This is a genomic window from Microbulbifer maximicatervae (SeqCode) (genome assembly GCF_056232625.1).
On record NZ_CP174324.1, the window covers coordinates 4,613,008 to 4,627,715 of the forward strand.

Consider the following 14,708-nt stretch of genomic DNA (forward strand, 5'->3'; position numbering starts at 1 on the left):
TCCGTAGAGAGGTTCACTCGTGACCCTCTCTACTGGCTGAACGTCACTATAGCCAAATAGGAAGCTGAGCCCGGATCTCCTCGGGTTCACAAGCCACCAGATTTTTTCCTGTTTCTCCTGCTATTGTTGCGCGGGTTGGAGTTTTCAAGGCATCCCTCAAGCTGCCAACCATATAGGGTTCTGCGACAATATACAGTTTTTCGTACTGGCCCTCCTGTCTTCCCCTCTCCAGGGTATGTGCAATTTCTCTGGCAAAATTCTCACCTTCACGGCGATGTAATCCTGCAGAATTACCTACTGAGTGCCTTCCTTGACCATAGCTGTCGAAAGTGCGTCCGGGCGCATCACTCTCTTGGTCTCTGCCAGAGAGCCGTGATTCTGGATGGAGAAGTGCCTGGATTTCATTGAGATTTCCCGCGCGTTTGTTGGCTTCAAAAATTCGCGCTTGGGACTGGTTCGCCACAAGGACCCATGCTAAGGCCATGAACATATCCTCGTTTAACTGCCTTATTCAATCCTAGTAAATAGCCATATTGGCCACGAGCCCCGGTTGCTTATTGATGGATATGGAGGTGGAAATTCTCTTTAGGTGCACTTGGAAAGGAAGTTATTAATATTTATATGTACAAAAGAAATATACGACAGCTCTCATATTCAATTTGTAATGGCTTTTATCGGCACTTAATCCCTTCGTTTGTCGCAGTATTTCCTAGACTGTACTCAAGATGTAACAGGCGCAAGACAGACTCTTGAGTTTTCTGGCGCCTTTTGCGGCTTAGCGTAAAAAGAGGTTGTAGATATGAGTCTGATCCCCAGAGGGTCCCTATTGGACCTTGATAATATGTTTGAACAAATGCTCTCACCGACCCGTGCAATCGGCTCTGAACGCGAGGGATTTTTTTCTCCGCGTATCGATGTGAGTGAGCGCAAGAATATGTATGAAATTAGCGCTGAGCTGCCGGGAGTGGGTAAGGACGATATCAGTGTAACTCTAGAAAATGGGGTTTTGACCCTTGAAGCTGAGGTGCACCGCGAGGTTAAGGAGAAGAAGGATGGCCGCGTGCTTCGTCAGGAGCGGCGTTACGGCAAATTCTTGCGCAGTTTCAATCTTGGTGAAGATGTTCGCGAAAGTGAGATTGATGCAAATTTCAAAGATGGGATTCTCACGCTCACGGTACCAAAACATGAGGGGCATCCCCCGCAAAGAAAGCGGATTGAAGTGCACTGATCTATAGGGGTTAAGGGTGATGGGTTTTACCCGTCACTCTCTTTGGCATTTGTCTAAAGAGCTTTGAGGTACCTATGAAAGTTAAACACGCAATGCATGAGGGGGCTACCTGGTGCACCCCGGATACTCCATTACAGGAGTTGGCAAAAATTTTACGAGATGAAGATATTGGTGCAGTGCCGATTGGAGAAAATGACAGGCTTGTAGGAATAGTGACTGATAGAGATATTGTATGTCGCGGTGTGGTTCAGGGGGGTAATCTCAGCTCTCTGTCTGCCCGAGATGTTATGACAGAGGGGATTGAATGGTGCTGGGAAGAGGATGATCTGCTGTCTGCTGTCCACAAAATGGAGCAACAGTTGTTACGGCGAATGCCGGTACTCAATAGTGAAAAGCGTATGGTCGGTATTCTCAGTTTAGGGGATATTACCAGTGCCATCGCCAGCAAGCAGGGTGGGCAGTTCGCAGCAGCGGTCTCCTCGCACCACTGAGTGTGGGACTTAACGCATAATGCTCTTTACAGTCGTCAATCTATATTGGCGGCTGTTGGAAGTTTTAGTGCTCTAGAGTGTCTTGTCTGAAGCCTGTGAATCCCTCGGAATCCTAATGGCTCCATCTACTACTGGGCTGTTGATAGTCTTATTTACTTCCTGCCTGAGCTTGATCATGTTCACGGTCGACCCCGATGTCCGTTAAATGTGATTATTTGGGAGGCGTGCAGGAAGAATCAGTCGTATAATCCCTACTTTTTTTGAGGTTACTTATGGCTGTGACTCAGGAGCAGTTGGCACAACGCAGTGGAAATCAGTGCGAGCTCTGTAAAGCAGAAAATGGCTTGGCGGTTTATGACGTACCCCAGTCAGAGGGCTATCCAGATGCGGCAGTACTATTGTGTCAAACCTGTAGGGACCAGCTGGAAAATCCTGCACAGCTGGAAAGTGCGCACTGGCAGAGTCTGTCGGAGTCTATGTGGAGTACCGAGCCGGCAATTCAAGTGTTGGCATGGCGTATTCTAAAGCGCTTATCTGGCGAGACCTGGGCCCAAGACTTGTTTGACATGTTGTATTTGGATGGCGATTTGCTGGCCTGGGCAGAGGCTGGGGCAATACCAGAGGCTGGTGAGTTGGTGATTCATCTGGATAGTAATGGTGCCCAGTTACAAGCTGGAGATAATGTAGTTATTATCAAAGACTTGGATGTAAAAGGAAGCAGTTTGGTTGCAAAACGGGGAACGGCAGTTCGCGGTATCAGCTTAAGCGATAACCCTGAGCATATCGAAGGACGGGTCGAGGGTCAGAGAATTGTAATTCTGACAAAGTTTGTGAAAAAGAGTGGCTGATAAATATTTCAGAAATAACTTCATTTTCTGAAAAGGGAATCTGCCGGCGGACCCGAAATACTCCCCTGTCCGTCTTAATTATGAAAATAAGAAAGGTATAGTTTACCTTTCTTATTTTTTTTGCAAAATATTTCCGCTTTTATCAATTAACTGATAATTTTTAGAGCAAAATACGGTGTAATATTGAAGACGATAATAGCAATTTTGTATTGTGCTAGATATTGAAAATATGCACGGCCTAAATCTTGTTCATTAAGCTCAAATATTCGTGCGTGAATCCTGGTAATCGACTTCCTCAGGCAGACAAGTCCAATAGTTGATAGCAGTAGTATCAATATGTTTATAATCGAAGCCCAGCCTAAAAATAGTGTTAGATTTTCAGTTTCCATGTGAAATTTCCTTGCAGTTCTTTCTCGTATAAACCGATAGTTTTATGAGTAGATAGTGGAAAGTGCCACAATAGTCAGGCACTAGCCTTCAAATAAGTTGCGTTTGTGGATAGGGGTAGTCCCAGTTAGTTGAAGAGCTATGTTATATGATATAGCTATTGTCCGATGCTCATTATTCCTAGACACTGTGTGATAGTGCAAATGAGAGGTTGGCAATATGGTAGCTATAAAACATGAAGCCTATCTATGAAATTCGCAGTGGTGCGCTGGCTGGGTTTAATCTATTGGTGCCACAGCTCGGTGGTCAGTCATCAGATTTTTTAGCGCAAGTGGGGCTTCCTGCGGATTGTACACGTCGTCCAAATATCTTGATCCCCATTGCAACGCTGGTGGACCTCCTTAATTTGTGTTCACGGGACTTGTCCTGTAGTGACTTTGGCTTGCGATTGGCGGGGAAGCAAGGGCTACGTATGCTGGGCGTCCTTGGTAAGCTGATACTGGAAAGTGAGAATCTATCCAGTGCTTTGACAGTAACTCATCGGTATATGGTGTTACACAACCAGGCGGACCACTGGAAAATTTACCAAACCGATGACTGCTTGATTGCAGAGAGAGTTAATCACTTCCCCGACGCAATTCCCGCGCAACAGTATACTGAACTTTCAGTAGGCGCTGCCTATCGCCTGATACAGGAGATGGTTGGCTCTAAAGTATCTCCCCGCTCTGTTTCATTTCGGCATAAGCCCCAATCTCCGCTGAGTAGTTACCAAAATTTTTTTGGCATTGAGGCTAGTTTTGAGCAAGATCGAGATCGCTTGGTTTTTGATGGATCATTGATGAACTATCCCCTCGCTAAACCCAGCAGCGGTCTTATGAGATATTTTGAGGAGTTTTCCAAGTGCTTATTGGCAGAGCACAAGGGTGATATCAGCCGACAGGTTCAAGTCTTAATCCTTCAAACTCTCGGGGCCCAGCAGCACTCCCTGGAGCAAATTTCTCGCTTACTCGGTATGCCAATGAGAACGCTTCAGCGCCGTTTAAATGAAGCGGGAACCTCCTTTAAGCAGTTGGTGCAGGGGGCGCGAATGAAGACTGCTCGCTGGCATCTACGGGCCTCAAGTATTGATGTGGGATTACTATCAGCAAGTTTGGGCTACACCGATATCAGTGCTTTCTCAAAAGCATTTCGAGCCATTCATGGAAGCTCCCCACTGCAGTGGAGGAAGCGACAAGCTATTAATTGTTAATCAATTAAAGGAATTATTTTGAATAATTGTTCGGCGCTACCAATTATTACTATAAGGGTGAGCTTTTAGATTTTTCCTGATTTTACTTCAGCAGCGGCGCTTGGCTTTGCACCAATAATCTTAGGGGACTATGCTGGGCGCCACTGGAACGAATGATGAAAGGCAGAATTGAAAATGAGTGCAGAGACAATCCGTTGTAAAGCAGCTGTAGCTTGGGGGCCTGGGGAGCGTTTGGTTATTGAGGATGTCGATGTTATGCCTCCCCAACGGGGTGAAGTTCGCGTGAAATTACACGCCACCGGCGTTTGTCACACAGATGCGTTCACTTTGTCAGGAGATGATCCTGAAGGGGTATTCCCGGCAATCCTCGGTCACGAAGGTGCGGGTGTTGTTGAATCCGTTGGTGAGGGGGTGACCAGTGTCTCTGTCGGGGATCATGTAATTCCTTTGTATACCCCTGAATGTGGCGAATGTAAGTTTTGTCTCTCTGGAAAGACTAATTTGTGCCAAAAAATCAGGAGCACCCAGGGCAAAGGATTAATGCCTGACGGTTCGACACGTTTTTCGGTGAATGGGAAACCCATTTTCCATTATATGGGATGCTCTACTTTTTCTGAGTACACAGTCCTTCCTGAGATATCTGTGGCCAAAATTAATCCCGAAGCCCCCTCAAATGAGGTTTGTCTGCTGGGTTGTGGTGTTACTACGGGAATGGGAGCCGTTACCAATACCGCCAAGGTTGAGCCGGGCTCCTGTGTGGCAATTTTTGGTTTGGGCGGAATTGGTTTGTCCGCAGTGATCGGAGCCAAGATGGCTGGCGCCTCACGAATTATTGGTGTCGATATTAATGAGGACAAATTTGCGCTGGCGAAGAAGTTGGGAGCCACTGAGTGTATTAACCCCAAGGCTTACGATAAGCCTATTCAAGAGGTTATCGTAGAGCTTACCGATGGCGGAGTGGATTATTCTTTTGAGTGTGTGGGCAATATTAACCTGATGAGAGCTGCCTTGGAGTCTTGCCACAAAGGATGGGGGGAATCCATTATTATTGGAGTGGCAGGTGCCGGACAGGAAATCAGTACCCGCCCATTCCAGTTGGTTACAGGGCGGGTTTGGAAGGGATCAGCATTCGGCGGTGTAAAGGGGCGCTCTGAATTGCCTTCTTTCGTAGAGCGTTACCTGGCTGGAGAATTTAAATTGAATGACTTTATTACTCACTCAATGCCCCTTGAGCAAATAAATGATGCCTTCGATTTAATGCATGAAGGTAAAAGTATTCGCAGTGTTATTCATTTCCAGCAGGCTTGATAGGACCACTTAAAATGTCGATTGAATTGGTTGGCAGTACTAAATCTTTTGACGGTTTGCAGCAGCGTTACCGACATAAATCCAGCACGCTCAACTGTTCTATGGTCTTCTCCATTTTTTTACCACAGGATGCAGAGGGGAATACACAGAGGAAATATCCTGTTGTTTATTGGCTATCGGGCTTGACGTGCACGGATGAAAACTTCAGTCAAAAGGCTGGTGCTCAGAGAGTCGCTGCAGAGTTAGGGATTATCTTAGTGATACCCGATACCAGCCCCAGAGGAGACGATGTGGCGGATGACCCGGGTTATGATCTGGGGCAGGGGGCTGGTTTTTATGTGAACGCGACTCAAGAACCCTGGAAGCAGCATTATCAAATGTATGACTACATCGTGGATGAACTTCCAAGCCTGGTAGAACTTCATTTCCCCACCAATGGTCGACGCGGGATTTGCGGGCACTCCATGGGCGGGCACGGTGCCCTGGTCATCGGTCTGCGAAACCCCAAGCGATATCAATCAATTTCTGCTTTTAGTCCAATTTGCAATCCTATTGCTTGCCCTTGGGGAGAAAAGGCGCTGGGAACATACTTGGGAGCTGATCCCAAGAGCTGGGAACCATATGACGCAACAGTGCTAATGGGGCGCGCTGTAGAGAAAACGCCGATTTTGGTTTCTCAGGGGGAACAGGATGAGTTTCTTGAGGAACAGCTGAGACCACATTCCCTGCAAACAGCTGCTGAAGCCAGTGATTATCCTCTTCGGATAGAGCACCATGCAGGTTACGATCACAGTTACTATTTCATCGCTTCATTTATTGAGGAGCACTTAAGGTTCCATGCAGACTCATTGTTGAGCAGGCATAGGTATTAGGCAGTGTAAATCGCGGACTAGTGAAGTTAGCCCCTCAGTTGAGGGGCTATTTAGGCAAAGGGCTTTGCGCCCTGGCAAGTTGCTATGTATAAAGCGATACGAGCAGAATACATAGAGCGAAAGTGAGAGGTGTAAGCTTATCGTGCAACCGCCCGACACTCGCCAATAATTTCAGCTCTGTTCTGGTCAAAAGTTTGTTCGATCAGGAACCAGCCATTGGGACAGAAGCCACTTTCGGCTAGCAAGAGTTCCATTCTCTGCCGGGCAACTTTCTTCACATCTCCAGAATTGGCGCCGCCGGGACCGCCACCTCCTGGGCCACCACTACCCTTACCACCGCCGCCGGGACCACCACCACCGGGACCACCGCCACCTGGACCTCCACCACCCGGACCACCACGCTTACCGCCTTGGCCCTTGGGGCCAGCTCCAATGGTTGCCTTGTAGGTAAAGCGACGATGGCCCAGTTCGGTGATGTCAGTGACAAACGATTCAGTGGTGGGGATCTCTGGTGTAGAGCTACAGCCAGCAGCGATCAAAATCACAGCTGCAGATGCAAAGAGATGAACCTTCATTATTCTTACCCCATATTTTGATAAAAGCTTTAGTCCGACATTAGCTAACCACAAATGTTGGTTAAGCAGAGTAAACATTTGTAAAGGGGGGCTATTGCAGCAGGATTGTTTGTGCGCAAACCCAAAACTGTAAGGTACTGCATGTCCCGGAAGGTTCCGTTGTAGAATCCTTCACCGGTTTGCTCTATCCACAATATAGCTGCATTTTTTAGAGGGCTTCCGATAAATTTGAGATACTTCTGGTGATCAGAACAAGTCCCAAAGAGAAGCTATGGCTTACCTGGATGTCATTTAGGCCGGCTCCTAGGGAAGCCGGAGATAACATGGAATTAATCAGAATTTTCTAAATAATACCCCTGCTAGCAAAGTGGTACGTGAATTGCCAACAATACTTAATATAAAGAGTTTTCCTATGAAACAAGCACTGCTTGCATTACTTGGATGTACTTTTGCAGGAATATGTTCTGCAGAGTCACTCAGCATTGAACGGTTATTCTCCGACCCGGCTCTGAGTGGTACCGCTCCCCGAGCGCTGGAATATTCACCTGATGGGCAGCGTGTAACTTTCCTCAAAGGTAGAGTTGAAGATTACAACCGTTACGATCTTTGGGAGTACAACCTGAAAGACGGTCAGTCCCGAATTTTGGTCAATTCCGATAGTCTGCACAGCGGTAGTGAAACTCTTTCGGATGAGGAAAAGGCAAGACGGGAGCGCCAGCGAATTTATGGTAGTGGAATAATGGAGTACAGCTGGTCAGAGGATGGTCGGTCTCTGTTGTTCCCTTTGGCCGGCGATATTTACTATTACGATCTCAAAGACCGTTCTTCGCGTCGACTGACTGAAACGGAAACCTTTGAAACCGATGTAAAGGTTTCTCCCGAGGGGCACTTTGTTTCGTTTATTCGCGACCAAAATATCTATATTGTCGATCTGAAAACCGGTAGGGAAAAGCAGCTAACCAGCGACGGCAAAGATCATATTAAAAATGGAATGGCTGAGTTTGTTGCCCAGGAGGAAATGGACCGGATGACCGGTTATTGGTGGTCTCCTGATGATCAGCATATTGCTTTCCTGCAAGTTGATGAGTCGCCAGTTGATCAGGTAACCCGTAGCGAAATCTATGCGGATCGTATCGAAATGATACAGCAACGTTACCCCGCTGCTGGGCGTGCGAACGCAAAAATCCGACTTGGCCTTATAGATATTGATTCGGGGGATATCCGTTGGGTCAACCTGGGAGATAATCAGGATATTTATATTCCCCGAGTAAAATGGGCCCGTGATCACCTGTTAACTTTCCAGTGGCAATCTCGAGACCAGCAAAAGTTAGAGCTTCGTGCTTACAATCTCAATACGGGAAAAACCCGAACGCTCCTTACCGAGTCCAGCGATACCTGGGTTAACCTGAGCCATGATCTCCACTTTTTGGAAGATAGCGATGTATTTATTTGGTCATCGGAGAGGGATGGCTTCAAACACTTGTATAAATATGATTTTGGCGGCAGATTACAGGCACAATTGACTAAGGGAGATTGGGTGGTTGACGAGTTAGAGGCTGTTGATGAGCAGGCTAACCGTCTGTATTTTACCGCACGAAAAGATACTCCAATCGAGAGGCATCTCTATGCAGTCTCCCTGCAAGGGGAGAGCGACATTAAGAGAATTTCACAGCGTAGTGGTATGCACTCTATCGAATTTTCTGAGGATGCCTCTGGATATATTGATAAATTTTCCAGCGTTACCACGCCGCCTCAAGTGAGCCTGCACAGCAGCTCAGGGGCCAGAATCACCTGGCTTGAGCAGAACGCTGTAAATCGTGTTCACCCTCTCTATCCTTATAAAGATCAATGGATCACTCCGGAATTTGGCAGTATTGAGGCGCCCCATGGCCAGGAGCTTTTCTACCGCTTGTACAAACCTGCTAATTTTGATGCGAAGAAAAGTTACCCGGTAATGGTGTTTATCTATGGTGGTCCACACGCTCAGGTGGTTACCAATAGCTGGGATAAACTATTCAACCAGTATATGGCCCAACAGGGTTATATTGTTTTTTCCCTAGATAATCGTGGTTCAGCAAACCGCGGTACCACTTTTGAGAATCCTATCTTTAAGAATATGGGATCTCCTGAAGTGGAAGATCAAATTACCGGCGTTGAATTCCTGCGTACCCTGCCTTACGTTGATAAAAATAAAGTAGGTATCTTCGGTCACAGCTACGGTGGTTACATGGCACTGATGAGTATGTTCAAAGCCGGAGACTACTTTAAGGCGGGGGTATCGGGTGCGCCGGTTACGGACTGGACGCTGTATGATACCCATTACACTGAGCGTTATATGGGCAATCCAACCAAGGATATGGATGCCTATGAGGCATCTTCTGTGTTTCCCTATGCGAAGGGCTTACAAGGTGATCTGCTGATTTATCATGGCATGGCGGATGACAATGTGTTGTTTACCAATACCACTAAACTCATAAAACAGATGCAGGACAACGGCCAACAATTTGAGCTGATGACTTATCCAGGCAAGAAGCATAGCTTGCACGGTAAGCAGACTCGCATCCACCAATACAGCATGATCAAGCGATTTTTTGATCGGCATTTAAAGGGGCAGGATTAAAACTTAAATAATCTCCCAGAAGAAAAAACCGAGGCTAGCCTCGGTTTTTTCTTTATTGAGGTATATGATTCTTAAGACTGAGGCTGATCAACCCGATCCAAATTCATTACCTTGGTCCAGGCCTGCACAAAATCATTTACAAACTTGTCAGCGCCATCACTGGAAGCATAAACCTCTGCGACTGCCCTTAATTCAGAGTTTGAACCAAAAATCAGATCTACAGGTGTGGCTGTCCACTTTGCCTGGCCACTTTTGCGATCTTTTCCTTCATAGATACCCTCTGACTTTGCCGACTTGGACCAGACAGTAGACATATCGAGCAGGTTCACAAAGAAATCATTCGTCAGTGTGCCGGGGCGCTGAGTAAGTACACCATTCTGTGAGGAGTCGGTATTTGCATTAAGTGCGCGCATTCCTCCAACCAGAACAGTCATTTCAGGCACACTCAGGGTTAACAGGCTGGCTTTATCAACTAATAACTCTGTAGGGGTTCTCCCATAACCATCGCCAAAGTAGTTGCGGAAGCCATCGGCCAGAGGTTGTAGTACCGCAAAAGAATTAATATCTGTTTGTTCCTGGGAAGCATCGGTGCGTCCAGGTTTGAATGGGACCTGAATTTTATATCCGCCTTGCTCTGCTGCTTTTTCAATGGCTGCTGCGCCTCCAAGTACAATGATATCTGCCATTGAGATTTTTTTGCCCCCGGATTGGGAACTGTTAAATTCCTGCTGGACTTTTTCCAGCGATGCCAGGACTTGTGATAGTTCAGAGGGATCATTTACCGACCAGTCCTTTTGGGGTTCCAGGCGAAGACGGCCACCATTGGCGCCACCGCGAAAATCTGAACCACGGAAGGTAGAAGCAGAGGCCCAGGCAGTCCTCACCAGATCGGGAACGCTAATGCCTGCCGCCAGTATTTTTGCTTTGAGAGAATTTATATCCCGGCTGTCAATCAGAGGGTGATCAACTTTGGGGATAGGGTCTTGCCAAATTAAATCTTCTTCGGGCACCTCCGCTCCCAAATAGCGCGCGCGAGGGCCCATATCCCGATGAGTCAACTTGAACCAGGCTTTGGCAAAGGCGCGTTGAAATTCTTCCGGATTTTCCTGAAACCGCTTGGCAATTTCTTTGTAGCTGGGATCGAACTTAAGGGATAAATCCGTGGTAAACATGATGGGGGCATGGCGCTTGTTCTTGTCGAATGCATCGGGCACCAGGTTTGCCGCGCTCTGATCATCGGGAATCCACTGAACGGCACCAGCTGGACTTTTTGTTTTGACCCAATTGAATTTAAACAGGTTGTCCAGATACTGCTGACTCCAATTGATCGGGGCGGCAGACCAGGCCCCTTCCAGGCCGGATGTCATTGTGTCGTCGGCATTACCTTTCCCACACTTATTTTCCCAGCCAAGCCCCTGCTGCTCAATTGGGGCGGCAGCGGGCTCTGGGCCGAGGCAATCAGCTTTCACTGCACCGTGAGCCTTACCAAAAGTATGGCCTCCGGCAATCAAGGCTACTGTCTCTTCGTCATTCATCGCCATGCGGGCAAAGGTTTCGCGGATATCTGTGGCGGCAGCCACCGGATCGGGATTGCCATTGGGGCCCTCCGGGTTGACATAAATAAGCCCCATTTGCACAGCGCCCAGGGGCTTGTCCAACTCTCGGTTGCCGGTGTAACGCTCATCTGCGAGCATCTTGGTTTCGGGCCCCCAATAAACCAGGTCGGGCTCCCAGTCATCCTGTCGCCCCCCGGCAAATCCGTAAGTGGGGAATCCCATGGACTCCAGGGCTACATTGCCGGTTAGCACCATAAGATCAGCCCAGGACAGTTTGCGCCCATATTTTTGTTTGATGGGCCAGAGTAGACGGCGGGCTTTATCGAGGTTGGCATTATCAGGCCAGCTGTTGAGGGGATCGAAACGCTGTTGGCCGCCACGGGCACCACCGCGACCATCACCGATCCGGTAGGTGCCAGCGCTGTGCCAGGCCATTCGGATCATAAATGGGCCGTAATGACCGTAGTCTGCGGGCCACCAGTCCTGTGAAGTTTTGAGCTGAGTTTCGATGTCCTGTTTTACCGCTTTAAGGTCCAGGGTTTGGAATTCGGCAGCGTAATCAAAGTCGTCACCCATTGGATTGGATCTTGGAGAGTGCTGCCTGAGGGGACGCAGATCCAGCTGATCAGGCCACCAAAACCGATTGGACTTTGGCTGTCCTTCTACTGCACCCTCAAGAATTACTGGATCAGTGACGACTTCCTCATGGGTATCTGCGACACTAAATGGCGCGACTATAAATATTGAGATCAATAAAGCGACATAACTACGATTATATTTTATTAACATTTACAGTATCTCCGTACGATCGTTGGTACATCCTTTGGCTCATTATTTATTTGATGATGAAATACCTGACTCTATTCCTTACTGCTGATTTCTTTTGCCCTTTGGCTGAAGCGTAGTCTTGGACATGGGATTAATAGTATATAAATTTTATAGCGTCAGGTTTAAAAGGAATTAATAAGGTAGATTGGTAAACTTAATTACTGGTTCTTTTATTTAAAGGAATTATGGTTTTGGGGTAGGGCGACGTGGATATTTTTATATTTTGAAGAAGTTCGTGCCAAAAAATTTGGATTGTAAATCTAAACCAGTGTTGGAGAAATAAGATACACAGAACGGGATAAATAAGGCTCTCCGGACAGAGAGCCCTGAAGGCAATTAATTGCAGAGTGTCTGTAAGGTAAGAAGAGGGCTCTGCCCGCTCTCTTTGGAGCTTAAATCCAGACCGTTAATGCCCCGTTCCGATGCGATGACCAGGCCGTTATTATTATCGTTTAACCAGCTGTCGACGATTCCTGAGGCTCCCAGGTCAATGAGATGCCGGCCGGTAGAGGAGGGGATAAAACTGCCCACCTGGAGTCCGAGAATAGAACTACCCCCGACAGAATCCCAAGTGGCCGACTCTTCCCGCCAACTTTGTGTTGCCATGTAAATGCCGTAGCTATTGCTGGAGGTATTGGTTACATTCAACTCGAGTGTCGCATCAATATACTGGCGACAGCTTAAATCTGATAAGTCAAAGCGAATGAGGCTATAGAGAGTTCCATAGGTTAGATCACTGCCGTCGGCGAGGAGTCCATCGCTATCAGCATCGAAATTATCATCCTCTTTTCTAGATGAAATAAACACATCGTCTGAAGCAACTTGAGATACCTCTTCACTAATAGAATCGCTGCAATCGGCGGTTACCCTGAGGGCTGGGGCAATACCGGTTTCTTGTGAAGAGATATCTACCCCATCACTGCCACTCAGTGAGGCAATGACCAAGCCAGTATTTTCATTGTTCAGCCAACTATCCAGAAGACTTGATGAACTCAAGTTCACCACTTGGGTTCCAGTAGACGACGGGGTAAAGCTGGCGGCCAACTGTGAAAGCACCGTTGATCCACCGACAGAATCCCAGGTGGCTGATTCCTCACTCCAGTTGGATTCAGCCAAGTAAATACCATAACTATTGCTGGACCGGTTGGTGATATTAAATTCGATCTCAACTGAATTTATCGTCGAGCAGTGAGATAAATTGGAGAGATCAAATTTAATCAGTGAATAAAGCGTTCCATAGGTGCTATCACTGCCATCTGCGAGAAGGCCATCTGAGTCATTGTCAAAATTGCTGGAAGAGTAGCGCGATGAAATAAATGTGTCATCAGTCACTGGTAGTGAGAGTTCGCCATTACCACTGTCGTCCTCAAGCATAACGCTCCTGCCAACGTTATTTTGTGCGAGAACCATAGCTTCACCAATTCGGTTGGCGCTCCACCAATTGATATTTTCCGGTAATACAAGAGGATTATTGGCTCGATCTTCTCGCGTCAGGGTACTTGCGCTGTTATCGAACTGTGCTGTGCGTACAGTGAGTTGGTCAAAGCTGACCTGGATAACTTTGAACTGCTGGATGCTGGCCATATCTATGGTCCAAAACTTGGCATCATTTGCTGAGCGAGCTGGTGCTCCCCAGCTTCCCTCACCAACGTAAACGGTACCGCCGGTTTCGTTGGTTGAAAAATCGCTATTACCGGGGGCAACGACTTCGGTGACTTTGGTGAGATGGGTATCTGATTCGACCACCATATTCATGGCGTAGTCATAAAAGGGTTGTGCCCACCAATTAAATAATGTGGGGTTGTCAGATTTACCGCTGTAGTGGGGGAACATGGGCTTGTGGTACTGGGCAAAGCGCCAGTGACTGTAGGCGCCAATCCCAGCTAAATCACTCTCAAGCCAATTGTTCATGGCGGTAGCATAAGATGACCAGCCGCTTTCCTGAAACTGGCTGTTTAGTGTGTAGACACGCAATAGGGGGGAAATTTGTACTGCGCCGTAGGTATCACTGGGGCTACAACTACCATCCGCATTGAAGTCCACACCAAAGACCTGGCAGGTGGTTGAATAGTTGTCATCCTCATGATTTCCATGGGTAGGTATTAGAGGGTAAATACGTTGATAGCTATAGCCATCAATTTCGTCGTTGGAGTAGGTCAGCGTCCAGTCTTGTAAAAAGTCATCCATTTCCGATGCACTGTTGGCGTTGGTAAAATCACCGCCATGCATAACGGCCAGCGGGCGAATTTTGGCTAGTAAAGCATTGCCCTCGCGCCGTGTTGTATGCCCCGTGCGGGTATCTCCCCCAGCGACTATGACGAAGGGAGATTCCTCCGCAGGAGCCGTTTTAAACCAGAACCTGTCGCCACAGCCGTCCTGATCACACACACGATAGTAAACTGCAGAATCCGGTGTTAGGTTTTCCAATCTGACAAAGTAGCTATCTAAGCTGCCATCGAAGGTAGATGTTGAATCAACCCCTTGACTGCTCCAGCTAGTTTCATTGGTTGAATAGCCAAAATTAATGTAAGGATTACTCGTGTGGCCGTCTGGCGAAAAACCGATAACGGCACTGGTGGATGCATCACCATCCCAGGCCAATCTGTGGTGTTTAGTTGCTGAACTGGCATCAATTGCCAAACATAGAGTCGAGATAGCAAAAGCAGTGCTTAAGAACCGTCTCATCGGGGGTTTCCTGTAAGTAGTGGTTATTATTTTCAGGCGCAGCAGCTATAGAGATTAGTCG

12 protein-coding genes are annotated in these 14,708 nt (G+C 47.5%); 7 read left to right on the forward strand and 5 right to left on the reverse strand.

Translation table 11 applies throughout. The annotated features are described in order from the left end of the window. Positions 1–46: 46 nt before the first annotated feature. Positions 47–484 (reverse strand): host attachment protein, encoded by a 438-nt coding sequence (locus ACJJI6_RS20115; protein ID WP_413663346.1) that lies wholly within the window; start codon positions 482–484, stop codon positions 47–49. A 315-nt stretch (positions 485–799) separates the two neighbouring features. Between ACJJI6_RS20115 and ACJJI6_RS20120 the strand changes: the two genes are divergently transcribed. The 3 genes from ACJJI6_RS20120 to ACJJI6_RS20130 all read left to right on the forward strand — a co-directional run bounded on the left by ACJJI6_RS20120 (position 800) and on the right by ACJJI6_RS20130 (position 2,567). Further along, entirely contained in the window at positions 800–1,228 is a 429-nt protein-coding gene (locus tag ACJJI6_RS20120; protein WP_282931225.1) for an Hsp20/alpha crystallin family protein, read from the forward strand. Between the two features lie 74 nt (positions 1,229–1,302). Then, positions 1,303–1,719, forward strand: a complete 417-nt coding sequence (locus tag ACJJI6_RS20125; protein ID WP_108734525.1) for a CBS domain-containing protein — start codon at positions 1,303–1,305, stop codon at positions 1,717–1,719. Positions 1,720–1,991: 272 nt separating this feature from the next. Beyond that, positions 1,992–2,567, forward strand: coding sequence for a PhnA domain-containing protein (locus ACJJI6_RS20130; protein ID WP_475711880.1), 576 nt, complete (start codon positions 1,992–1,994; stop codon positions 2,565–2,567). Between the two features lie 146 nt (positions 2,568–2,713). On the opposite strand, the gene ACJJI6_RS20135 is transcribed toward ACJJI6_RS20130, so the two are convergent. Beyond that, a complete protein-coding gene (locus tag ACJJI6_RS20135; protein ID WP_444911533.1) occupies positions 2,714–2,956 on the reverse strand; it encodes a DUF6868 family protein in 243 nt (80 codons plus the stop codon). 233 nt (positions 2,957–3,189) lie between these two features. On the opposite strand from ACJJI6_RS20135, the gene ACJJI6_RS20140 reads away from it, so the two are divergent. The 3 genes from ACJJI6_RS20140 to fghA all read left to right on the forward strand — a co-directional run bounded on the left by ACJJI6_RS20140 (position 3,190) and on the right by fghA (position 6,383). Beyond that, positions 3,190–4,203: an AraC family transcriptional regulator gene (locus tag ACJJI6_RS20140; protein WP_413663343.1), complete on the forward strand. Its 1,014-nt coding sequence runs from the start codon at positions 3,190–3,192 to the stop codon at positions 4,201–4,203. Between the two features lie 174 nt (positions 4,204–4,377). Continuing rightward, a complete protein-coding gene (locus ACJJI6_RS20145) occupies positions 4,378–5,511 on the forward strand; it encodes an S-(hydroxymethyl)glutathione dehydrogenase/class III alcohol dehydrogenase (protein WP_475711881.1) in 1,134 nt (377 codons plus the stop codon). Positions 5,512–5,525: 14 nt separating this feature from the next. Then, positions 5,526–6,383, forward strand: a complete 858-nt coding sequence (gene fghA / locus ACJJI6_RS20150; RefSeq protein WP_475711882.1) for an S-formylglutathione hydrolase — start codon at positions 5,526–5,528, stop codon at positions 6,381–6,383. A gap of 137 nt (positions 6,384–6,520) precedes the next feature. On the opposite strand, the gene ACJJI6_RS20155 is transcribed toward fghA, so the two are convergent. After that, a complete protein-coding gene (locus ACJJI6_RS20155) occupies positions 6,521–6,958 on the reverse strand; it encodes a hypothetical protein (RefSeq protein WP_413663340.1) in 438 nt (145 codons plus the stop codon). Between the two features lie 412 nt (positions 6,959–7,370). On the opposite strand from ACJJI6_RS20155, the gene ACJJI6_RS20160 reads away from it, so the two are divergent. Continuing rightward, positions 7,371–9,578, forward strand: a complete 2,208-nt coding sequence (locus tag ACJJI6_RS20160; protein ID WP_413663339.1) for a S9 family peptidase — start codon at positions 7,371–7,373, stop codon at positions 9,576–9,578. A gap of 71 nt (positions 9,579–9,649) precedes the next feature. On the opposite strand, the gene katG is transcribed toward ACJJI6_RS20160, so the two are convergent. Then, entirely contained in the window at positions 9,650–11,923 is a 2,274-nt protein-coding gene (gene katG, locus ACJJI6_RS20165; protein ID WP_475711883.1) for a catalase/peroxidase HPI, read from the reverse strand. A gap of 375 nt (positions 11,924–12,298) precedes the next feature. After that, a complete protein-coding gene (locus ACJJI6_RS20170) occupies positions 12,299–14,647 on the reverse strand; it encodes a DNRLRE domain-containing protein (RefSeq protein ID WP_475711884.1) in 2,349 nt (782 codons plus the stop codon). Between the last annotated feature and the right edge of the window lie 61 nt (positions 14,648–14,708).